The sequence below is a fragment of the Nostoc sp. CALU 546 genome, assembly GCF_048836525.1.
On sequence record NZ_JAWJTF010000031.1, the window covers coordinates 43,631 to 65,498 of the forward strand.

20 protein-coding genes are annotated in these 21,868 nt (G+C 41.1%); 16 read left to right on the forward strand and 4 right to left on the reverse strand.

Translation table 11 applies throughout. The features are described from left to right. Positions 1-355: 355 nt before the first annotated feature. The 4 genes from lysS (at position 356) to RRG12_RS17325 (ending at position 3,953) form a co-directional block, all read left to right on the forward strand. Positions 356-1,495, forward strand: coding sequence for a homocitrate synthase (gene lysS, locus RRG12_RS17310; protein ID WP_420760125.1), 1,140 nt, complete (start codon positions 356-358; stop codon positions 1,493-1,495). 327 nt (positions 1,496-1,822) lie between these two features. Next, entirely contained in the window at positions 1,823-2,311 is a 489-nt protein-coding gene (locus RRG12_RS17315) for an ankyrin repeat domain-containing protein (protein ID WP_420760126.1), read from the forward strand. After that, positions 2,274-3,560: a SagB/ThcOx family dehydrogenase gene (locus RRG12_RS17320; protein ID WP_420760127.1), complete on the forward strand. Its 1,287-nt coding sequence runs from the start codon at positions 2,274-2,276 to the stop codon at positions 3,558-3,560. Before RRG12_RS17315 ends, RRG12_RS17320 begins: the two co-directional genes overlap by 38 nt. Before the next feature lie 18 nt (positions 3,561-3,578). Continuing rightward, positions 3,579-3,953: a hypothetical protein gene (locus RRG12_RS17325; protein ID WP_069069793.1), complete on the forward strand. Its 375-nt coding sequence runs from the start codon at positions 3,579-3,581 to the stop codon at positions 3,951-3,953. A 33-nt stretch (positions 3,954-3,986) separates the two neighbouring features. Here RRG12_RS17325 and RRG12_RS17330 read toward each other — a convergent pair whose 3' ends face one another. Continuing rightward, a complete protein-coding gene (locus RRG12_RS17330; protein ID WP_420760128.1) occupies positions 3,987-4,457 on the reverse strand; it encodes a hydrogenase maturation protease in 471 nt (156 codons plus the stop codon). A gap of 53 nt (positions 4,458-4,510) precedes the next feature. On the opposite strand from RRG12_RS17330, the gene RRG12_RS17335 reads away from it, so the two are divergent. Then, positions 4,511-4,912, forward strand: a complete 402-nt coding sequence (locus RRG12_RS17335; RefSeq protein WP_420760129.1) for a hypothetical protein — start codon at positions 4,511-4,513, stop codon at positions 4,910-4,912. A gap of 189 nt (positions 4,913-5,101) precedes the next feature. Here the strand turns inward: RRG12_RS17335 and RRG12_RS17340 are convergent, their stop codons facing one another. The 3 genes from RRG12_RS17340 to RRG12_RS17350 form a co-directional block, all read right to left on the reverse strand. Beyond that, the gene (locus tag RRG12_RS17340) at positions 5,102-6,337 is read right to left on the reverse strand and encodes a DUF445 domain-containing protein (protein ID WP_069069791.1); all 1,236 of its coding nucleotides are present in this window, start codon (positions 6,335-6,337) and stop codon (positions 5,102-5,104) included. A gap of 164 nt (positions 6,338-6,501) precedes the next feature. Next, positions 6,502-7,194 (reverse strand): bifunctional demethylmenaquinone methyltransferase/2-methoxy-6-polyprenyl-1,4-benzoquinol methylase UbiE, encoded by a 693-nt coding sequence (ubiE, locus tag RRG12_RS17345; RefSeq protein ID WP_420760130.1) that lies wholly within the window; start codon positions 7,192-7,194, stop codon positions 6,502-6,504. A gap of 88 nt (positions 7,195-7,282) precedes the next feature. Continuing rightward, positions 7,283-8,227, reverse strand: coding sequence for a response regulator (locus RRG12_RS17350; RefSeq protein WP_069069789.1), 945 nt, complete (start codon positions 8,225-8,227; stop codon positions 7,283-7,285). Between the two features lie 342 nt (positions 8,228-8,569). Here RRG12_RS17350 and RRG12_RS17355 point away from each other — a divergent pair, with 342 nt between their 5' ends. From RRG12_RS17355 to RRG12_RS17405, 11 genes are all read left to right on the forward strand, one after another. Continuing rightward, positions 8,570-9,658, forward strand: a complete 1,089-nt coding sequence (locus RRG12_RS17355) for a RuBisCO accumulation factor 1 (protein WP_420760131.1) — start codon at positions 8,570-8,572, stop codon at positions 9,656-9,658. Between the two features lie 460 nt (positions 9,659-10,118). Next, on the forward strand, positions 10,119-10,892 hold the full coding sequence (aqpZ, locus tag RRG12_RS17360; protein ID WP_069069787.1) for an aquaporin Z: 774 nt from the start codon (positions 10,119-10,121) through the stop codon (positions 10,890-10,892). Positions 10,893-11,610: 718 nt separating this feature from the next. Next, the gene (locus RRG12_RS17365; protein WP_289795547.1) at positions 11,611-12,069 is read left to right on the forward strand and encodes a MarR family winged helix-turn-helix transcriptional regulator; all 459 of its coding nucleotides are present in this window, start codon (positions 11,611-11,613) and stop codon (positions 12,067-12,069) included. A 53-nt stretch (positions 12,070-12,122) separates the two neighbouring features. Next, on the forward strand, positions 12,123-13,460 hold the full coding sequence (locus RRG12_RS17370; protein ID WP_420760132.1) for an SCP2 sterol-binding domain-containing protein: 1,338 nt from the start codon (positions 12,123-12,125) through the stop codon (positions 13,458-13,460). A gap of 484 nt (positions 13,461-13,944) precedes the next feature. Beyond that, a complete protein-coding gene (locus RRG12_RS17375; protein ID WP_420760133.1) occupies positions 13,945-16,398 on the forward strand; it encodes an ATP-dependent helicase in 2,454 nt (817 codons plus the stop codon). A gap of 151 nt (positions 16,399-16,549) precedes the next feature. Further along, positions 16,550-17,284: a hypothetical protein gene (locus tag RRG12_RS17380; RefSeq protein ID WP_420760134.1), complete on the forward strand. Its 735-nt coding sequence runs from the start codon at positions 16,550-16,552 to the stop codon at positions 17,282-17,284. A 388-nt stretch (positions 17,285-17,672) separates the two neighbouring features. Then, on the forward strand, positions 17,673-17,870 hold the full coding sequence (gene rpmI / locus RRG12_RS17385) for a 50S ribosomal protein L35 (RefSeq protein WP_069069782.1): 198 nt from the start codon (positions 17,673-17,675) through the stop codon (positions 17,868-17,870). A gap of 20 nt (positions 17,871-17,890) precedes the next feature. Further along, complete coding sequence (rplT, locus tag RRG12_RS17390) at positions 17,891-18,247, forward strand: 50S ribosomal protein L20 (protein WP_069069781.1); 357 nt, start codon at positions 17,891-17,893, stop codon at positions 18,245-18,247. Positions 18,248-18,259: 12 nt separating this feature from the next. Further along, positions 18,260-19,075: a transporter substrate-binding domain-containing protein gene (locus RRG12_RS17395; protein ID WP_069069780.1), complete on the forward strand. Its 816-nt coding sequence runs from the start codon at positions 18,260-18,262 to the stop codon at positions 19,073-19,075. Between the two features lie 111 nt (positions 19,076-19,186). After that, positions 19,187-19,711: a tetratricopeptide repeat protein gene (locus tag RRG12_RS17400; RefSeq protein WP_420760135.1), complete on the forward strand. Its 525-nt coding sequence runs from the start codon at positions 19,187-19,189 to the stop codon at positions 19,709-19,711. A 169-nt stretch (positions 19,712-19,880) separates the two neighbouring features. Beyond that, positions 19,881-21,863, forward strand: coding sequence for a primary-amine oxidase (locus RRG12_RS17405; RefSeq protein ID WP_420760136.1), 1,983 nt, complete (start codon positions 19,881-19,883; stop codon positions 21,861-21,863). Positions 21,864-21,868 lie beyond the last annotated feature (5 nt).

Here is a 21,868-nt window from a genome sequence, read left to right on the forward strand (position 1 = left end):
TAAGATATCTTAATATTTTTGAAATAATTATCATTTATCTAATGGTGATGCCTCTACTTGACGAGTATTACAAAAATGCGTGGTCATTTACTGCAAAGCATAAAATAAAACAATTTAAACAAAACTATATTGATGGATCTTATTATCAATATTAGTATAGCTGTTATTATTATGATCCAGTTCCTAGGAAACAGATTTTAGAAGCGATGGATACAAGCGATCGCTCTCTTATAATTGATACTATAGCCAGTCTCCAATAATCAGCCAAAGTAATTATTTCTCGATTATGCAAATCTGTTAATATAAAAATTAACAAGTAAATATCCTTAGCAAGAATTAACACAAGGATTGCTCGATGTCGCTATCTGAATTTGCAATTGTAGAAAGTACTCTCCGTGAAGGTGAACAATTTATAAAAGCCAATTTTTCCTCAGATGATAAAGTCGAAATTGCTGAGGCGCTTGCTGTATTTGGAGTTGAATATATAGAGTTAACTTCACCAATTGCTTCACCTCAATCTAGACAAGACTGTGAACGATTGGCTGGGTTAGGATTACCTTCCAAAATCTTAACTCACATTCGCTGTCACCTAGAAGATGCTAAAGTCGCTTTAGCCACAGGTGTAGCTGGGATTAATTTAACTATAGGTAGTTCTTCCTTGATGCGTCAGTTCAGTCATGGTAAAAATATTAATCAAATTATTGATTTAGCATCGGAAGTTTTAACTTTTATTCATCAGCAAGCTCCCAATATTGAGTTACGTTTTTCTGCTGAAGATTCGTCACGCACTTCTACAGAAGATTTAATCAAAATTTACTCGGCAATTGAGAAGTTAGGAGTTGTCAAACGTATAGGAATTGCTGATACGGTAGGAATTATTACCCCAATGCAAGTATTTGAATTAGTGAAGACTTTGCGCCAGTTCACCAATTTAGATATTGAGTTTCATGGTCATAATGATACAGAATGTGCAAATGCTAACAGCTATACAGCACTAGAAGCAGGAGCAACTCATATCGATACTTGTGTGCTTGGTATTGGTGAACGCAATGGTATTACCTCACTAGCCGGATTCATCGCTAGGTTATATGCTACAAACCCAGAACAGATTAAATCTAAATATCGCTTAGAAGAACTGGCTTCCTTGCATGAATTAGTTGCGAGAAAAGTTGGAATTTCTATTCCTTTTAATCACTGTATTTTTGGGGAGAGTGCTTTTAGTCATAAAGCTGGCATTCATACTAAAGCTATGCTCAATAGTTCTGAGACTTATGAAGCTATTAACCCGCGGAGTTTTGGTGTAAGGCGCTCAATTTTAATCAATCATAAATTAGCTGGTAAACAAGCGATTAATCACCGAGCTAATGAATTAGGACTTTCCTTTAATTTATCCCAGCTTAAAGATATTACTCATAGGTTGAAAGCTTTAGCTGATAAACAAAGTCTTACCATCGAAGATGTAGACAATATCTTATATTCTTATCATTGCCAGTAAATTTTAAAATATACGCACTTATTGTCCAAGTACAGATCCCCAACTTCTTCAAGAAGTCGGGGATCTAAATCCACCTATATCTGCTATTAATCTATCTGATGGAATAAAACTGTAAAAATTACTGCTTTTCTATTATTTTTCAAGCTTTTTTAAGAATGATGTTTGCTGTTCTTTATAAATGATTCATAATTTAAACTTATAAAATTGATAGCATATATGTAAGTTAAAAGGATTTAAATAACATTTTCGCAAAGATGGTGAGCATTGCTCACCATTCTATTTACCAAGCAAATTTATATTAGTAAGAAAGTTAACTGAGGAGTAGTTATGAATCGAACCAACAGTCAAAAATTGAGTGACGTCACAACCCAATGGCTAATAGCAAAAGGCTATAATTATAGCGATTTAAATCAGCCGGGTGAAAATGGCGATACAGCTTTAATGAAAGCGACAAGAGAAGGAGTTTATACAGTCGTAAAAGAACTAATTGATGCTGGTGCAGATATTAATGCTCGAAATAGCGATCGCAACAATGCTTTATGGTTTGCTTGTTTTGGTAATCACTACGATTTAATTAATTTACTGTTGGCTCATAACATTGATATCAATAACCAAAATGATAACGGTGCAACTGTTTTAATGTACGCAGCATCAGCCGGAAAAACAGAAGTTGTCAAGTTACTTTTACAACATCATCCTAATTTATATTTAAAAAACTTAGACGATTATAAAGCGATAGATTTTGCTAGTAACGTAGAAGTCTTAAGGATAATTAAAAATGCCATCAAGTCAGATATCGGGAAAAGCCTATCATGACGCTACCAAGCATTCTTACTTATCGGTACAACTTGATCCAAATTATGTAGATGCTTCAACACAGCCATCTTCATTTAAAGTTTATCCCAAGTTTTATCGGAGAGTGAAATTAAATCTCAATAATCCTGTTCACTCTTTTATCTCATTAACCAGTGCAATAACACTGGAAAAAGTATATAAAGATGGCCCCTATAAACTGCGGGTGAATCCATCAGCAGGCGCTCTGTATCCTACAGAAGTTTACGTACAGGTTCGTGGGATTGAGGGAATGGTAGATGGTATATACCATATAGAAGTTGAGAATAATTGTCTAACACTTATCTATGAATTAATTGATGATGGGTTAGAGAATTATATTATACCTGGTAAAAGTATCAACGGATTCATCTTTTTAATTAGTTGTGTTTATTATAGGTCTAGCTGGAAATATCAAAATAGAAGCATAAGATATTGCTTATTAGATAGCGGACACCATTTAGGTGCGATCGCAGCTTCAGCTTTTCTCCACAAACGAGATATACAACTAATTTTTGACTTTGATAAACTTACCCTCAATTCCGATTTGGGATTTGAGAATAAAGAGTTTATCACTGCTTGTGTGGTGTCAGGAGAAGTACAAGACAAGAAAATCAGACACTTAAGGCTGAAAATTCCTTTTGTCTGTGGTACTGATTATTTTGAATCCAATCAATTCATTGAAGATGCCTATCAAGCAACTACTCTACAAAAGAGTCGCCAGCAAAAATTAGAGTATCCTCAATTTGATTTTGACAAGGATAAATTTTATCAAACTGTTTGGGATAGACGTTCTATTAGACGTTTCCGGAAAGAGGCTATTTCTCAAGAAGATTATTTATATGTAGTGCAACAACTTGAACAGTCAATACCGACAGAAAACTATGAAGAAATAGAAATTTACTCAGTGGTGCATCGAGTTAATGGAATGACACCTGGGTTATATAAAGGAACAAATCTGATTAAGACAGGTAATTTTAGTGAAAAGACAGGTTACTTATGTATTAATCAGGCTATTGCTAAAGATAGCGCTGTAACTTTATTTTTTGTGTCAGATTATTTAAATTATCAAACTGCTATGCAAATAGCTGGTTTTCTCGGACAGAGACTTTATTTAACTAGTAATTATTTGGGAATTCAGTGTAGTGGAATTGGTGCTTATTATGATGATGAAACCCAAGAATTATTAGAAACAAATAAAGATGTACTTTATGGAATGGTGATTGGAATATAAGCAGGAAGCTAAAGAGAGATGGCTAGAAAGATGTATTACTTAAATGGTGATGACTCACATCCTATGCAACCGACATCTGCGGATATTATACTGCGGCAGCAACTAGAGTATTCTATTAGCAGATACTTTTATGACGCTTGCGATCGCACGATTCAAAATCTTCTATCTGATTGCCGGTGGTATGTGACAACCCATGCTAATGCTCTAACATTGGTAATTGAATGTCCCGATCAGGTTACTAATTGGCGTATTTTACAAAAAATTGTGCCAATGGGGACATTACTCTACGGAATTGTCAGCAGTGCGAAAATCCGTGTTTGTCCCCCAGAAAGTCAAGGTATACCTTTTGAAATGAGGGTAGATGAACTTTCTGTTTATCGGGATTGGGCATAATTAAATTTTGGATTTTGGATTTTGGATTTTGGATTAGTTAATATTCTGTTTGATAAGTGCAGCTACCTCTTCAAAAACCAAATCAGCAGAATGTTTAATAGCAGGACTTAACTCTAGTCCCAAACTAAGATTTGCCGCCTCAATTAAATAAACTGTCACATCTTCGGGAAAGTCATTTTGAAAGATTTTCCGTCCGGCGGCTAAAGCATTATCCCAACGAAAATCGTGCAAGTTATAACTAGGTTCGGGCAAAGCTTCCAGTTCTTTTCCTGGAACTTTAAACACAGCACCAGGTTCAGAACCAGTTGAACTTGCATCAATAATTACTAATTGTTTACTACCTCTAGCTTGAAACATTACTTCCATCCCTGCGGTGCCACAGTCATAAACTCGCACATCAGGGTGAGGGTTTTCAGCTAGATATTTTTGTAAGCGTTGGGCGATGATTACACCTACTGCGTCGTCACTGCGATTGAGATTTCCGCAACCAATAATAGTTAGCATAAGATGATATTTAATTATTTAAACAGTTATGGGAACAGCCGACAGCAGTATTTTTGAACTATCCAGGTTTACTTCCATTCGCGGTGTTGGGTGGGACAGATGACCGTGAAAGTGTGTTGCAGCAAGTAGCACAGGAAATTACAGAAATTCCTGACCAACGGTTGCAGAATAATGTGGCAGCTGCAACATCAATTCTAGCTGGTCTAGTATTAGAGAAAGGGTTCATTCAAAGAGTATTACGGAGAGACAATATGCGCGAATCTGTAATTTATCAAGAGATTGAGGCTGAAGCTAAAGCCAAAGGTAGAGCCGAAGGCTTACAAGAGGGGATTCGGCGGGTTGCGGTGAATCTGCTCAAAAGCCAAATTACTTTAGAGGAAGTGGCAAAATTAACTGGGTTATCAATTGAAGATGTACAGTTGTTGCAAACAGAGATAGAGAGTGAGTCAATGTAATTCGTAATTCGTAATTCGTAATTCGTAATTATTACGCTGCGAATAAATTAGGGTGGCTCTGAATAAAAACGATCGCGATCGCTTCTTATTTACACCTTTTCTCAGAAGGCGATCGCTCAATTTCAGTTGCTTCAAAATATAAGTAATTTCTCACTATAATTTGATAAATTTACAGACAAAAACAGACAATTAAGATTGACTTAATATTAAAAACACTGTCTGCAATAACCCTATAACAAAACCCAGGACACCACCTAAAGTCACAATTGCCTGCAATTCATTTTTGACAATTCCCTCAATCGCATTTTCTAAATCAGCTGGTGAAGTTGATTTCACACGGTCAACTATCACTTCATCTATTGACAAAATTGGAATTACCTGTGCCACAATTGCTTCTAAATCTTTTTCCAAATATTTCTCTAAAATTAGAGCCAATTCTTGACTCATTACTTCTAAAGAAGTATTGACAACTGGTGAAGTACTAAGGCGATTCAGCAGTACTACAGCAATATTTTCCCAATCAACAGAATCAGTTAATCCTTGTAAAAAATCGCTACCACTGTTTTGCAGGTAATGACGGACACTTTCGCGGGTGGTTTTTCTTAGTTGGCGCACCGTACCAATTGGCAAGTTTTGTAATGATAAATTTTGCAAGAATTTCCGAATGCGATCGCGCACCTGCAATTCTTGAGTCAATTCCTGCAAGCGAGTATTGGTAGCCTCCTTTTCATCCAAGCAAAAAGTCCGTAGCCGTGTAAGAGTGTTACGTAAGCCAAACAAATTTGCTACTACCCAATAAGTCCCACTGGTTTTTTCGCGGAATCCTTCATCAATAATTTGAATCGTGCGATCGGTCAAAAAATCAACTATCGCTTGGCGCAGCAGATCCGGTGGTAAAACTACCTCCAACAACCAATCAACAAGCCGCGTGGCTTGTTCTTCACTCAGTTGAAATTCCAGCAATATCTGGTCAAAAATCTGATTTATTTGCGCTTCTAAAAAGTCTTCACGTCGCGCCAAAACCTTGAGTAACCGTGGTAAGGATTCCCCTAGTAAATCCCGCAAAATTCCGGCTACAATTTTGGTACTTTTCTGGTTTTTATCTGTTTTGATTTGTTCAATTGCCAGCCGCAACAACCAGATAATTGCTGCTTGCACGCGTTCTGTCTGCAACAAGCGTCGGGCCAGATTTTGCAACTCTTGTGGTGTCAGCAGTGACCCCATGATTGTATTGGAAATGTTCTTAGCCAGACGTTCCTGGTTGCGGGGAATCAATCCAGGGGTGAAGGGTACTCTTCGTCCAGCAATATAAATTGCTCGGTAAGGACGGAACAACATTTTAATGGCTATATCGTTTGTGAAATAGCCAATAATTCCACCCAGTACCGGGGGAGCCACATAAAACCAAAGATGAAACCAGTCCACAGGATTTTGGATTTTGGATTTTGGATTTTGGATTCTAGATTAGAAATTAGGGATTGGGGATTGGTAATTGGCGGTTATTAGTTATGATTTATTTTTCCACTAACTACTAACGATTTTCCATTAGCCATTACCGATTCCGCAGTCCCCAATCCAAAATCCCAAATCTAAAATTTGCTGACTACCAGCATTCCCATCATACCGTTCACAATGGGGTAGTGTGTGGCAATAGCAAAACCAACTTGATGAGCTAACTCTATTTGCTCTTTGCCGATGGGAAAACGGTCTAAGCTGGGACTGATGTAAGCATATTCTTCTTTTAAGCCTAAATAATTGGCAACTGGCACTACGAAACCGTCCAGATACAACTGCTGAAAAGCACGTAGCTGAGGATTGCTCGGTCGATGAAAGTCTAAAATTGCAGCTTTAGCACCCGGCTTCAAAACGCGGTGTAACTCTTGGAGACTGCGAGGAATATCTTTAACATTCCTTAAACCATAGCCCATTGTTGCGGCATCAAATTGGTTATCTTCAAAGGGTAAATTTAGCACATCGGCTTCTACCCAGGCGACCGCAGGTTGGGGATACTGCTTTTGGGAACGTTCTTTAGCAGTTTCTAGCAGGTTTGGGGAAAAATCTACTCCATACACCTTACCTGTCGCTCCCACGCGCCTCGCCAAACGTAAGGCTAAATCACCGCTACCGCAACACAAATCTAATGCAGTATCGCCCGGTTGAGCTGCACTCCATTTTACTGCCATTTCCTTCCAGATTCGATGCTGTCCCAGACTCAACCAATCGTTCAACTGGTCATAAACTGGAGCAATACGGTTAAAAATGGACTTAATTTCGTTAGTCATTAGTCATTGGTCATTGGGCATGGGGCATTGGGCATTGGGCATTGGGCATTGGTTTTTGACTAATGACTAATGACAATTACACAATGGTTTAATGAGAGCGGCTACTAGTGAGAGCGATCGCTACCAGTTGCGCTGATAAATTAATTAGGGTTAATTCATCTTCCCGCAAAGTGCAGGGTTGCTTCCACTGTAGTGATAATACGCCCAAAAGTTCGTTCCGGTAGCTAATCGGGATCACTAAATGTGCTTGCACACCCGTATTTTGGTAGTGAATAGCATCAACTAATTTAGTGTCTTTAACTACATTTAAGGAAACTTGGATTTGCCCAGTGGCGATCGCTTCTTTTGTTAGCGGGTCTTCAGATAACCAATTTTCTATTGTACCTGTTTCGCTGTAAGTTCCTTGAGTCGCAACCAGAGTATTTCCATCTGTAAGTTGTAAAATACAGCCTTCTGCCCCAAAAGTCTCACTCACAGCCCTAGCAATGGGAGCAAGTGTTTCCTCTAAGCTAGAAGCAGCTTGAGTTACCTGTACCAAAACACTCAGCAGCGCCATTTGAGCATGAGCGCGGCGTAATTCTTCTGTACGTTGCTTGAGCAAGTCGTAAGTTTCTGCTGCTCTTTGCACCACTGCCTTCAGTTCCCCTGGGTCCCAAGGCTTGGTGATATATTTGTAGACTTGCCCCGCATTAATCGCTTCTACCAAGTCTTCAATATCAGTAAATCCAGTGAGAATTATTCTCACCGTATCGGGAAACTGAGGTACAGTCTTACTGAGAAACTCAGTCCCTTTCATCTCTGGCATCCGTTGATCGGAGATAATTACCGCTACCTCCCCTTCTGTTGCCAAAACTTGTAGGGCGTTCACTCCACTATCAGCTTTTAGAACATTAAAGTCGCGTCGAAATGTGCGATAAAGCAGATCGAGATTATCTGGCTCATCGTCAACTACCAGGATTTTCAGCTTTTTTGGTCGTTCGAGAGTCATTACTTGATATTGGACTTTATCAATTTCAACACTGGGATTATCCATAAGATATTTCCTTTAAATATTTACTCTCTTGTTATATTCCATACCAAGTTTAGTTGAGAATAGCCGAAAATTGCCAAGGGTTTATACGGAGTTATTTTGCATATTTTAAAACGCTAATAGTGGGCGCTACAGAGTAAATTTGCTGCGGAATTCTTTCTTTCTGCTTCCTATCTCCCACCTCCTGCCTCAAAACCCGTAGCTTTGTACTTCATGTCAAAGAAAACTGCTGTAAGTTTCCACAGATGAACTTAAGGCAGTCTGTCTGGGGTAGTTCATAGATTAGAATAAGACTTGCTCATGAGGTATTAACCAACCTCTCAAGTTGAAGTTCGCACTCCGATTATGACTGATCTACCACCCAACGCTCAGAATCCCGAAGACAATGCTACTAACGATGTAGCACAAGAGTTACTGCGAAGGCTGAGGCAAAAACAAGGCAACTGGGTGGAATGGGGAACGGCGATCGCCTCGTTGCTAAAAGCCGGTTACAATCCCCAAGACATTTTTGAGGCGACTGGATTTGAGCCAATTCAACAAAATCAGGTGGTTGTTGGTTCTCAAGTTTACAATTCTTTGGAAAAGTTTGGAGTATCGGAAGCAACGCGATCGCACTACGCCACACGTGGAAGTGATGTTTTATACGAACTGCGTTTGCTCACCCAAGAAGAACGCGCCGCCGCCGCCGAACTCATCTTCGTTCACAATGTTGATGCCGATGAGGCACGGGAAATAGCCAAAGCCCTGAAAGAGTTCTCTTATTACCGCAGTTTACCAGAAGGGTTTTCTGCCCATCCTGGGGATGCTGTTGCTCATCAAGTTTGGAAACTGGCACGCCAAAATGCAGATTTACAACAACGATCGCGCCTAATTGCCAAAGGTTTGCGTTTTGCTCACACGCCAGCAGCAAGGCAAAAAATTGAACAACTACTGACTGATTTTACTACTGTTCCCCAACGTCCAGCGCCAATTTTACCCTTTTACCGCCTGGAGTTTGAAGAACAATTACCCCGAATCTTGCCTGTAGTCGGTGAGTTGCCATTGTCACGCCAAGACTTACAAGCTGTGCCTATACTCACAGAAATTGAACCATTTCGTATGGTCAAGTTTTCTGGAGAGCAAGCTTGGGTTCCCTTACCAGGTTGGCAAGTGCTGTTGGCGGCAGAAGATCCAGTTGTGATTTTAGCGAATAGCGATCGCTTCCCCATCCAAACTCAAAGCCAAATAGGGCCAGTCGTAGTAGTGATAGATCGTGCCCAACGAGAATGGGATGCCTCCAGCTACTTTGTTGTTGAAAATGGTGGTGAATTAGATTTTCAGTGGTTTGAAACTGAACCAGAAATTCCTTTATTAGGACAAATTATCATTATTGTGCGTCCTAAGAAAATTCTGGATGAAGAATTAACTAAAGATTCCTGGCAGATTGACGAATAAATTCAATTTTCAATACTGTTCGGTTAAGGAAAGAGACGCGATGAATCGCTGTCTTTACAAGCATTCAGTCCTTTGTCTTGACGGCGATTTATCGCGTCTTTGCGATTTATAATTTTCATCAAAAAACCTTAACCGAACCCTATTGATTCAATTTTTAGACTCCCGCACCCGCAAGGTGTGGGAGTCTTGAAGATTATATTAGCTAGAACAAGAATCTTAATAAATCAATATATCAGGGAAGCAAAATTCTTAAGAAATTAAGTATTTTTTTTGTTATTTTCGCTTTTCCGCTATCTTCATATTTTATCACCCCAATTATTGAATTAAAAACAATTTCCTATTGTTTCGATTTAGTTTGATAACGAAACAAACACGATGCATTTCCTGTTGAAATTAATAACTCAAGCATTGCCCAACATAGCGATCGCTCGTTTGTAGCTGAACAAGGAGTTTTCCGAAAATGTCTCTCACTAAACGTTGCTTGGCTGAATTTATTGGTACATTCTGGCTTGTTTTAGGTGGTTGTGGTAGCGCTGTTCTAGCCGCAGCCTATACAGCGGATGCTGCAAAAATCAGTGAAAATACTTCTTTTCCATTGGGTATTGGATTAGTCGGTGTATCTTTGGCGTTTGGGCTTACCGTCCTCACCGGAGCTTATGCTCTTGGTCATATTTCTGGTGGGCATTTCAATCCAGCTGTTTCTTTTGGATTGTGGGCAGGTAGGCGCTTTCCGGCCTCTGACTTACTACCTTACATCGTCTCTCAAGTAATCGGTGCAGTTGTTGCTGCGGGCATTATCTACCTGATTGCTAGCGGCAAAACTGGATTTACCCTAAGTGGCTCCAACCCATTGGCTACCAACGGTTACGGTACTCATTCTCCAGGTGGTTACACGCTATTTTCTTGCCTTATTACAGAAGTTGTAATGACTTTCATGTTTCTGCTAATTATTCTGGGTGTGACTGATAGCCGCGCTCCTAAAGGATTTGCACCATTAGCAATTGGTTTTGGACTCACCTTGATTCACTTAATTAGCATTCCTGTAACCAACACCTCGGTTAATCCCGCCCGTAGTACGGGAGTTGCTATATTTGCAGGTGTAAAACTTTTTTCGCAAGTCTGGCTGTTCTGGATAGCTCCGATTTTGGGGGCGATTTTAGCCGGATGGTTGTATGTAGCTGTTTTTAGTGAATCAACTGTGGATGAACGGCAAACTATCAAAGAACTAGTGTAAAAGTCATTTTCTGTACAATTTGCCCCGGTATTTCTAGCTTTTATCGGCAGTTCATCAATGTTCAGTTGAAGTTGCGTAGGTGCAATCCACATTATATTGGTGTCAACTTAACGCGAAACAACTCGTCCGTCGGAAATTGAAATTCCCGCCTCATAGATAAAGTCATCTGAAGATGACTAAATATCGCCAAAAATCTCCAGTCTACTTCAGCAGACTTAAGCTATTAGCTTGAAAATTTATTCCCTGGCGGGTGACCAAGCCCCGTTGGGGCGGGAGTAGGGAGTAGGGAGTAGGGAGTAGGGGAAAAACTAGCCCCAACAACCAGCTTCGTTACAAGCCCCGTCTTTCAAGACGATAGCAAAGGCCTGTGGTTTCAAGCCCCGACCAATGCCGTCTTCCCTACTCTCTACTCCCTATTCCCTACTCCCTGTTTATTGACATTTCGTTTTGAGATTCCTTAATAATCCTCCGACTTAGAGAGCAAATGAACCAAGCAAAGTTTGTTTTGTCGGGGGATTATTAATTTTATTTCTAGCAGAAACGCTTAGATCGCCGTCTTAGTACAGCTTTGCGTAAATTCATAGGAAATTGAGGGTTGAAATTTAAACGCAAAGGGGCGCAAAGGTAAGCGCAGAGGTACACAGAGGATTCGCTACGAATTAATGAAATGTTGTACTTAGTGCTTGACAGGATAATTAAGTGTATATACACTTAATTTATGCAAGACCAAACTACTCAATTAGCTCTACTTAAAAAAGTTGCAGCTACCTGTACCTGTTTTAATCTCCGCAAAGCATCTCGCACAGTTACACAACTTTTTGATGAGATTTTGCAACCAAGTGGGGTTTTGGCTAACCAGTTTACCTTGCTGACTGCAATCAACTTAGCTGGCTCAGTAACAATCACGCGCCTAGCTCAAGAATTAGTTATGGATCGAACCACTCTGACACGTAACCTCAAACCACTAGAAAAGCAGGGATTGCTCCAGATTCAGCCAGGACAGGATCAACGGATGCGGGTGATCAGTTTAACTGATAAAGGACAAGCCGCTTTGTCCGAGGCTTTACCTTTATGGGAGGTAGCCCAAACTCGTGTATTAGAACAATTAGGGCAAGAACGATGGAGTACTTTGTTATCAGGTTTGTCTGATACTGTATCCTTGCTGCATAAAGGCTAATTTTTTTTTCCAAAAAGGTGTATATACACATATTTCTGAATTAGGAAACCTCTATGTCTAAATTTGACGATCATCCAACTGTCAGACAGTATCGCGAGCAAAGGACTATCGATGATTCCACGATCGCTTCTCCTTTAGATGCTGATTGGCTACGTAGTCTGTGCTTGGAGCTAGGAGCGGATGATGTTGGCTTTGTAGAGATTGATCGCCCAGAGATTGCTGCTCAACGCCAGGATATTCTTGTAGCTTTTCCACCGACGAAGACACTAGTTAGTTTTGTGTGTCGCATGAATCGGGAGAATGTTCGTAGTTCAGAGCGATCGCTAGCTAACGTAGAATTTCACACTACAGGCGATGAAGTCAACCAAATTGCTCATGAGATTGTTGCTACCCTTGAACAAAAAGGAATTCGAGCTTTAAATCCAGCAATGGGTTTTCCAATGGAAATGGATCGCTTTCCAGGGAAAATTTGGGTTGTTTCCCACAAACCTGTAGCTGTAGCCGCAGGTTTAGGTCACATGGGGATTCACCGCAACGTTATTCATCCCAAATTTGGCAACTTTATTTTACTTGGGACGATTTTGATCGAAGCTGAAGTAACTAAATATAACAAACCAATTGACTATAACCCCTGCCTGGAGTGCAAATTATGTGTAGTAGCTTGTCCAGTAGGAGCTATTGGTGGTGATGGACATTTCAACTTCTCAGCTTGTTACACTCACAATTATCGAGAGTTTTTGGGAGGATTCACCGATTGGGTAGAAGATATTGCCGAAAGTAAAAGTGCCCATGACTACCGTCAAAAAGTGAATGATTCGGAATCAGCATCAATGTGGCAGAGTCTTGCTTTCAAATCAAACTATAAAGCAGCTTATTGTGTAGCTGCTTGTCCAGCTGGGGAAGATGTAATTGGTCAATTTTTGAGGAATAAGAAAGGCTTTGTTAAAGAAGTAGTCCGACCCTTACAAGATAAAGAAGAAACTATTTATGTTGTTCCAGGTTCCGATGCCCAAGACTACGTAGCGAGAAGATTTCCACACAAAAAAGTTAAGCAAGTTAGCAACAGCCTTCGCCCTAATTCTATTCAAGGGTTTCTTTCCGGGTTGCCTCTGGTATTTCAAAGGAATCAATCAGTAGGACTGGATGCTATTTACCACTTCACATTCACTGGGAAGGAACAATGTCAGGCGACAGTCATAATTAAAGATAAGACAATTCAGGTGGAAAATAGTCATATTGGAACAGCCAATATTCACATTTCTGCCGACAGCTACACCTGGCTTCAGTTTCTAGCCAAGGAACAGAATATTGTTTGGGCGCTAATCAGGAGGAAGATCCGCGTTCGAGGATCGTTACGTTTACTTCAGGCTTTTGGAAAATGTTTTCCCTGATGAATTACTGTAATCGAATATTTACAAAATTTTTTTCAGGGTTTGTAGTAAGCACTTTAGAGGTTGTTTGAAAAGTCCTCTTCTTGGTAGCAAAACGTTCTAGATCCCCCTAAATCCACGCCACGTGCTTCAAGTCGGGGAACCCGCCCAACGCAGTGGCTCCCCTTAAAAAGGGGGACTTTGATTCCGGTTCCCCCCTTTTTAAGGGGAGCCAGCGCGGTCTTGGGGTCTCCCCAAGTGGAGCGACTGGCGTGGGTTAGGGGGGATCTAGAAGTGCCTAAAATCACAGCTAAATACTTTTCAAACAACCTCTTAGTAGTTAAAAAATAATGCCTGAACTTCTAACTACGAAATAACTTACTAATCCAATAAAACTAGACAGACTACTATCAACAATTTAGTAATTTGAGATTAATAATCACCTAAAATTATTTATGTATGTGATTTTTGAATTAAATCCAAAATCTCAAATCTCAAATTTTATATGTCCGACTCTAAATTTACTATTCCTGTTGTTCAAGAATTACTTGACTCAGAATTGTCTGAGCGATCGCCAGTTCCTTCTTTAAAAGAGAAAATTCTCGCAATCCGCAACAGTTTACGCCCTGGACAACAGCAAATGGCTGACTGGCAATCTGGCCCTTTGGCTATCTCCGCCGTTCCTGGTGCAGGAAAATCTACGGGTATGGCTGCGGCAGCTGCGATCGCGATCGCCCGTCAATATGAACGTTCATCCTCGCGCCGTCAATTGGTAGTCGTTACTTTTACTCGCTCTGCTGCTGCCAATATTAAAGCCAAAATTCGTAAATTCTTACGAGATGATTTATCTCTACCTCAGATGGGCTTTTTTGTCTATACCTTACATGGTCTAGCATTGAACATTGCCAGCCGCCATTCTGATTTGTCGGGTTTGCAGTTAGAAAATGTCACATTAATTACACCAACCCAAAGTCACCGTTTTATCAGAACTGCTGTAGAACAATGGATTGGAAATAATCAAGATAGATATTTGCGGTTATTAGAAGGTTATCAATTTGATGGAGAAGAGACAGAAAGGTTACGTCGCCAATCGGTGCTGCGAACAGAAGTCTTGCCAGAATTAGCTAATACAGTAATTCATGAAGCCAAAAGTTCTGGAATATCGCCAGAATTGTTGCGGGAGTGGAGTAAACAAACCACAGACGAATATGCAATTTTGAGTGTAGCGGCGGGATTGTATGAGCAATATCAAAACTTAATGCGATCGCGTGACTTCATTGATTACGACGATATGATTTTAGCCGCACTGCGCGTTTTAGAAAATGACAGCGCCCGTCGCATTGAGCAAAATCAAGTATTCGCCGTTTTTGAAGACGAAGCCCAAGATTCTAGCCCGCTTCAGACGCAGTTATTAGAAATTTTGGCGAGTGATGCGGATAATTCTTCACTCCTAACAGACGCGATTCATCGCGTCTCTACTGGTGACTCTTGTACAGACGCGATTCATCGCGTCTCTCCTAACTCCCCACTCAACTTAGTTCGAGTTGGCGACCCTAACCAGGCGATTAACTCTACCTTTACTCCAGCCGATCCGATTTATTTTCGACAATTTTGCGAAGAGTGCGATCGCATCGAACGATTGGCAACGATGGATCAAGCTGGTCGCAGTACTAGAATTATCATTGAAGCTGCTAACTTTGCCCTCACATGGATTAATAATCAGTGGTTAGCAAAAACCAATAATGGACAACAGATTCCTGACAATCGACAAGTCCCATTTCGCTTGCAGACAATTCGCCCTGTTAATGCTGGTGATCCGCAAACTAACGCCAACCCCGCACCAGTAGGACGAGGTTTAGAACTTTATACACCGCGTGATATTCATCAGACCGTTGAATTGTTATCTCAAAGGGTGATTGAGTTATTTGGCGAAGACCCAACAAAAAATAGTGCAGCGATTTTAGTCAGAGAAAATCGCCAAGGACGCTGGCTAGGAGAGGCTTTAGCACCTGTGTGCAAAGAGCATAATATTACACTTTACGATGTGGGAGAACGCGATCGCCGTTCCCATGTCCCCCAAGAAATTTTGGCATTACTGCAATTTTGCGATCGCCCCCACTCCCCCGATTATCTCAAAGCCGCCCTAGAAGCTTTAGTACAGCGCCAATTAATTCCTACCCAAGACCTCAACGCCCTTGCTAGTCTACCAGAAGAATTTTTGTATCCTAGTCCACTAGCAGCACCCCAATCAGAAACAGTACAAAAAGCTGCTCGTTTGTGTCGCAATTTACTTCGCGCCCGCTTAGAACTGCCTCTTTATCAGCTAATTTCCTTTCTCGCCTTGACCTTAAATTACGACCAAGCAGAATTGGCAACTGCTGACAAACTCGCAGAACGGGTTAACCAGCAGATAGCTGGCAATAGTTCAATGAGTGGGATGCTTTCAGCCTTAAGTGAAATCGTCAGTTCTGAACGGTTTGAACCAGTGGAAACCGAAGATTCAGAAGAACGTTACACTCGTCGCGGTCAACTGACAATTATTACCATGCACAAAGCCAAAGGGCTGGATTGGGACTATGTGTTTCTTCCCTTTCTCCACGAAAACTTGATTCCTGGTAGATTTTGGGTTCCTCCCCAAAGTCAATTTTTAGGCGACTTTACCTTATCAGAAGTAGCCCGCGCTCAAATTCGCGCTACTCTCCACGAAGAATCTACCATACCGGATGTTAGTCAGGCATGGGAGGTGGCAAAGAATTTGAAAACATCTGAAGAATATCGTTTACTCTATGTTGCGATGACACGAGCGAAACTTCTGTTGTGGATGTCTGCGGCACAGAAAGCGCCCTTTACTTGGAGTAAACCAGATAATTTACAAGAACAAGCGCCTTGTCCGGTGTTTCCGGCATTAAAACGCCAGTTTCCTGAATGTGTGATGAATTTAGCGGCAATGATCAAATAGGGATTGGGCATGGGGCATGGGGCATTGGGCATTGGGCATGGGGCATTGGGCATTGGGAAGAAATCTTTGGTGTTCCCCTTGTCCCCACTTGTTACAAAGAAACTGAATTGAGAGTGCAACGTCAAACAAACTGTTCAATTTAAAAAAATATATGAAATCAATCATCAAAGTATCTGCTGTACTCAAAAGCACCTTTCAGTCACCCAGAGGAGTTTTATTGACGCTGGCGTTGACAAGCTTGCTCTCTTGTGGGTTTGGGCTTGCTGAAAACAACTTCGCTGGGGCTATTCCTCGCCCAGACAGTACTCAATTGTCCCAAAGACCCCAATCGCAAGGAAATAAGTTACCGAAGGCGATCGCTAATAAAATTTTACAGGATGCGTCCAAGCGTTCCGGCATACCTAAACGGCAATTACGGATTACTCAAGTCACATCGAAAACCTTTGGTAATCCTTGTGAGTTCAATTTTGGAGAAATTTGTACTAGGGAATATAACCCCGTTGAAGGCTGGGAAGTAGTTGTCAGAGTCCGCAAAGATTCGTGGACTTACCGTGTAGATAAATCTGGAAAGCAAATCGTTTTAGATCCGCAAGTGAGTGCTTTACAGATATTGCCGAAAGCGATCGCAGATGCAGTTTTAAGCGATGCCTCAAAGCGTTCTGGGGTGGGAATTGCTGATTTAAAAATCACTCAAGCTACATCAAAAACTTTTGGAAACCCTTGCCAATTCAACTTTGGCGAAGTTTGCACCCAGCAGTACGACCCCGTTGAAGGCTGGGAAGTGATTGTCAAGGTTAAAGAGCAATCTTGGACTTACCATGTGAATAAATCCGGTTCGCAAATTGTTTTAGATCCTAAAGTTAGCGCCACTGGAAAAAGTTATTGAAGAAGAATGCAGAATTCAGAATTCAGAATTCTGAATTCTGAATCAAGACGTTTGCGCTAGCAGTCGGGTATTCAGACTCGCCAGGGAATTGTTGTAACATCAAATCTACGATTTGGTGAGATTTTAAACCCGATTATTCAGGCGATCGCGGACTTACTCTAAGCGTACTCCTACGGAGAAGCAAGCTACGCGCTAGCGTCTCCAAAGGAGAAGAGAGGCTTTATGCTACGGTATCCACCATTTGTACAAAATTCTGACTCCTGAATTCTAACTCCTGAATTCTGACTCCTGAATAGCGATCGCGATTGATTAAATCCTTTACTTAATTGCAGTTATAGCAATTTTAATAGTATATAATAATGGATCGTGTCGAATCAAAGCTAGACCCATGCCTAAACTAAAGACTCGTAAAGCTGCGGCAAAGCGATTCCGTGCCACCGGCACCGGTAAAATCGTCCGTCGTAAAGCGTTCAAAAGCCACCTTTTAGAACACAAATCTTCTGACAAAAAGCGTGGTATGCGCCAAAGTGCGCTTGTACATGAACGTGATGAACTTAACGTTCGCTTGATGCTCCCATATTTGTAAGTATTTTAGGAAATTAAGATATGACTCGGGTAAAACGCGGTAATGTAGCTCGGAAGCGCCGCAATAAAATTCTCAAACTAGCTAAAGGTTTTCGCGGTTCCCATTCAACTCTGTTTAGAACTGCCAACCAACAAGTGATGAAGGCGCTACGGAGTGCCTACCGCGATCGCAAAAAGAAAAAGCGCGATTTTCGTCGCCTCTGGATCACCCGCATCAACGCTGCTTCCAGGCAACACGGCTTGAGCTACAGCCAGTTGATCGGTAACTTGAAAAAAGCTGATATCCAACTAAATCGCAAGATGTTGGCGCAATTGGCAGTCCTCGATCCAGCTAGCTTCGGCAAAGTTGCTGAACTAGCAAACCAAGCTAAAGGATAAAGGTGGTAAGGGATGTATAACAGATGTAACAGATGGCAAGTAATTACTCGGTTACATCTGGTATTATCCGCCACTATTTTTTTGATTTTTTGCTTTTCCATAGTGGGGACGGGATTAACTGCATCTGCTGCCGAAATGTCAGAAATTCAGCAGCGGGGATATTTAAATATTGCCGTGAAAGATAACTTGCGTCCCTTGGGATTTAAAGATGCCAACGGAGATTTGCAAGGCTTAGAAATTGACTTGGCAAAGCGTTTGGCAACTGACTTGGTTGGTAAAGCCGAGGCTATCAGATTAAAACCTGTAGCGAATCGCGATCGCCTATCTGTAGTCTTAGACAAGAAAGTTGATTTTGCGATCGCTAGAGTCACCGCAACCGAATCTCGCAGCCGCATAGTTAGTTTCAGTGTTCCCTACTATTTGGATGGCACTGTATTAGTTACAAAAGATGCCTCTGTACAGAAATTGAGTGATTTGGCAAAACAAAAAATTGCCGTACTCAACAACTCCAGCACTATTGCTCAAGTGCGGTACTATGTGCCAAATGCCGAGTTAGTAGGAGTGAATTCATATCAAGAAGCGCGAGAGCAAATAGAAAATAATGCCGCCGCCGCCTTTGCCGCAGATGCTAGCGTTCTAAGCGGTTGGGTGCAACAATATCCTCAATATCGGCTACTGCCAACTAAGCTATCAACTGAACCATTGTCTGTAGTAATGCCCAAGGGATTGCAGTACGATGAGTTTAGACGAAATGTGAATCAAGCGATCGCTCGTTATTTAGAAGAAGGTTGGCTCCAGCAACGCTCTCAATATTGGGGTTTACCGTAAATTTGTCATTGGTCATTAGTCATTGGTCATTGGTCATTGGTCATTAGCGAATAACAAAGGACAAATGACAAATGACAAATAACAAACTTTATAATATTTGTATTTGCAGCAATGGATAACAGTCTAGCCGTTGTTTATCTCTCAATTTTGGTGGTTATACTCACAATTGCAGCCGTGAGTGTTTTTCGCCAGATTTTCAAAACTCGCAAGATTGAAGGCGCTTTTGCAAGGTTGCGAAAGAAGTTAGAGAAAGAAAAGGGTACGACTCAAGAATATTATGAGTTAGCCAGTATTTATTCAGAAAAAAAAATGTATTCTCAAGCGACCGCGCTATTTCAAAAAGCTCTCAAAGCTGCTGAAGAAGAGGAAGAAGAAGATATTGCCCCCATTTACAACGGGCTGGGCTATATTTATTTTACCCAAGAGCAATATGACTTAGCAATTCGTCAGTATAAAGAAGCTCTCAAAGCTAAACCTGACTACGTAACAGGATTGAATAATCTCGGTCACGCCTACGAAAAGAAAAAATTAACTACTCAGGCGTTACAAAGTTACGAAGAAGCACTCAAATTAGCTCCAAATAACCCTATTGCTAAACGTCGTGCTGAGTCTTTACGCCGTTTGGTTTCTGCGTAAATTGGATATTGGGAATTGGGGATTGGGAATTGAATTTTAGAAAAACTCTTCCCCAGTCCCCAGTCCCCAACGATTAACAAATTAATTTAGCTTTAGCCTCTTAATTTATCGGTTTTCAATCTTAGGCTTGGAAATAGATAACTATAAGTCTTTTGTAAAAATGTAAAAGATGATTAAGCGGCTAAAGCGTTTTTTATGGCTATCTATTGCGATCATTTCCATCATTTCTATCTCAATCGGATTAATAGAAACATTGACGGCTCAACAGCCTTCTATTTCCCATCCTCTCACTTCGCTAACTGAGTCAGAAATTAATACAGCTGTTTCGGTCATCCAAAGAGAAAAAACTTTGAGCGAAATGGCAGCTTTTCCACTTATTGCTTTACAAGAACCAGATAAAGAAGAAGTTCTAAATTTTACACCTGGTAAAGTTTTCCAGAGAAAAGCTTTTTTGGTAGTCTATGAGCGATCGCAAAACAAAACTTATGAGGGTGTCGTTGACCTGACAAGCAAAACCTTAAGTTCTTGGAAAGAAATACCCTCTGTTCAACCTGCGATCGTCGCTTCAGAATATCAATTGGCAACTGAAGCTTTTAAATCCGATCCCCGATGGCAAACAGCGATGCAAAAACGGGGAATTACAGACTTCAACCAAGTCAAAATTAGTTGTTGGGCCCCCGGAATCCTGAGTAAACAGGAAGAAGCAGCAGGAAACCGTCTTTGTCGGGGCTTATTTTACTACAAGGGCGAACACTGGAATTCTTACGGCAGTCCAATTGAAGGAATTCTGGCAACCGTTAATTTGAACACAGGTAAAATTTCTAGTTTCGTGGATAGAGGGATAGTTCCTTTTTCTCAAGAGAACTGGAACTATGATGTAAAATCCTTGGGTAAATTACTTTCACCACTTAAAGCATTAAAAATTCTCCAACCAAATGGTGCAAGTTTCCAGATCAAAGACAATGAAATTAGCTGGCAAGGTTGGAAATTTCGTTATGTAATGCATCCCCGCAGTGGATTGGTGTTGTACCAAGTGACACACAGCGATGGGGAAAATATCAGACCAGTGCTGTACCGCGCTAGCCTATCAGAGACGGTAGTGCCTTACGGTGATCCAAATCCCACTTGGTCATTCAGAAATGCCTTTGATGTTGGGGAATACAATTTTGGTTCCCTAGCAACCACGATGCAGTTAGGTAAAGAAATTCCGGAAAATGGTCTTTTGCTGGATGCTGTGTTTGCTAATGGCGACGGAGAACCTTATGTGATGCCAGGAGCGATCGGCATATACGAGCGAAATAACGGTATGCTCTGGAAGCACTATGACTATGGTACGCAGCGTAATGATGTCCGTCGCAGTCGAGAATTGATCATGACGATGAATGCGGCCATTGATAACTATGATTACAGCATCAATTGGATCTTTCACCAGGATGGGACTTTGGAAGTCCAAAATGAGTTAACGGGTATCGTATTGGCGCAGGGAACGGCTTCCCAAAAGCAATCTGACGATGATTCATCTGGTCGGCTACTTGCAAAGAATATCTTCGGAGTAAATCACCAACACTTTTTTAACTATCGCCTAGATTTCGATGTCGATGGTCAGGCTAATTCTGTGATGGAAATGAATGTGAAAGCTTTGCCGATGGATGAGAAAAATCCTTTAGGAAATGCGATCGCAGTTACAGAAACTCCGCTAGCCAAAGAAACGGCTGCTGTGCGCGATTTGGATATGAAAAGCAGTCGAGAGTGGATGATTGTTAGCGCAGACAAAAAGAATGTTCTGGATGCTGCACCAGGATATATGCTGATGCCTGAAGGAAACTCGATATTTTTCCCTGTGGAAGGCTCAAGCATCCGTCAACGGGCAGAATTTGCGACTCATCACCTCTGGGTGACAAAATATAATCCTACTGAACTTTATGCTGGGGGAGATTATCCCAACCAAACTCAACCAGGACAGGGTTTACCAAAATATATTGCAGACGATGAAGCCTTGATGGGTGAAGATATCGTACTGTGGTACACAATGGGCGTAACTCATATTCCGCGATCGGAAGATTGGCCGGTGATGCCCGTTCACCGAGTTGGCTTTAAGCTAGTCCCTAGAGGATTCTTTAGCCGGAATCCAGCGATAAATTTGCCTGAATAAAATAT

Bases quoted from the DNA above. Each gene is read 5' to 3' on its own strand.
- RRG12_RS17355 (WP_420760131.1), top strand. From the start codon at position 8,570: ATGACTGATCTACCACCCAACGCTCAGAATCCCGAAGACAATGCTACT.
- RRG12_RS17315 (WP_420760126.1), top strand. From the start codon at position 1,823: ATGAATCGAACCAACAGTCAAAAATTGAGTGACGTCACAACCCAATGG.
- rplT (WP_069069781.1), top strand. From the start codon at position 17,891: ATGACTCGGGTAAAACGCGGTAATGTAGCTCGGAAGCGCCGCAATAAA.
- rpmI (WP_069069782.1), top strand. From the start codon at position 17,673: ATGCCTAAACTAAAGACTCGTAAAGCTGCGGCAAAGCGATTCCGTGCC.
- RRG12_RS17380 (WP_420760134.1), top strand. From the start codon at position 16,550: ATGAAATCAATCATCAAAGTATCTGCTGTACTCAAAAGCACCTTTCAG.
- RRG12_RS17405 (WP_420760136.1), top strand. From the start codon at position 19,881: ATGATTAAGCGGCTAAAGCGTTTTTTATGGCTATCTATTGCGATCATT.
- RRG12_RS17375 (WP_420760133.1), top strand. From the start codon at position 13,945: ATGTCCGACTCTAAATTTACTATTCCTGTTGTTCAAGAATTACTTGAC.
- aqpZ (WP_069069787.1), top strand. From the start codon at position 10,119: ATGTCTCTCACTAAACGTTGCTTGGCTGAATTTATTGGTACATTCTGG.
- RRG12_RS17350 (WP_069069789.1), bottom strand. From the start codon at position 8,227: ATGGATAATCCCAGTGTTGAAATTGATAAAGTCCAATATCAAGTAATG.
- RRG12_RS17330 (WP_420760128.1), bottom strand. From the start codon at position 4,457: ATGCTAACTATTATTGGTTGCGGAAATCTCAATCGCAGTGACGACGCA.
- RRG12_RS17395 (WP_069069780.1), top strand. From the start codon at position 18,260: ATGTATAACAGATGTAACAGATGGCAAGTAATTACTCGGTTACATCTG.
- RRG12_RS17400 (WP_420760135.1), top strand. From the start codon at position 19,187: ATGGATAACAGTCTAGCCGTTGTTTATCTCTCAATTTTGGTGGTTATA.
- lysS (WP_420760125.1), top strand. From the start codon at position 356: ATGTCGCTATCTGAATTTGCAATTGTAGAAAGTACTCTCCGTGAAGGT.
- RRG12_RS17370 (WP_420760132.1), top strand. From the start codon at position 12,123: ATGTCTAAATTTGACGATCATCCAACTGTCAGACAGTATCGCGAGCAA.
- ubiE (WP_420760130.1), bottom strand. From the start codon at position 7,194: ATGACTAACGAAATTAAGTCCATTTTTAACCGTATTGCTCCAGTTTAT.
- RRG12_RS17325 (WP_069069793.1), top strand. From the start codon at position 3,579: ATGGCTAGAAAGATGTATTACTTAAATGGTGATGACTCACATCCTATG.
- RRG12_RS17365 (WP_289795547.1), top strand. From the start codon at position 11,611: ATGCAAGACCAAACTACTCAATTAGCTCTACTTAAAAAAGTTGCAGCT.
- RRG12_RS17320 (WP_420760127.1), top strand. From the start codon at position 2,274: ATGCCATCAAGTCAGATATCGGGAAAAGCCTATCATGACGCTACCAAG.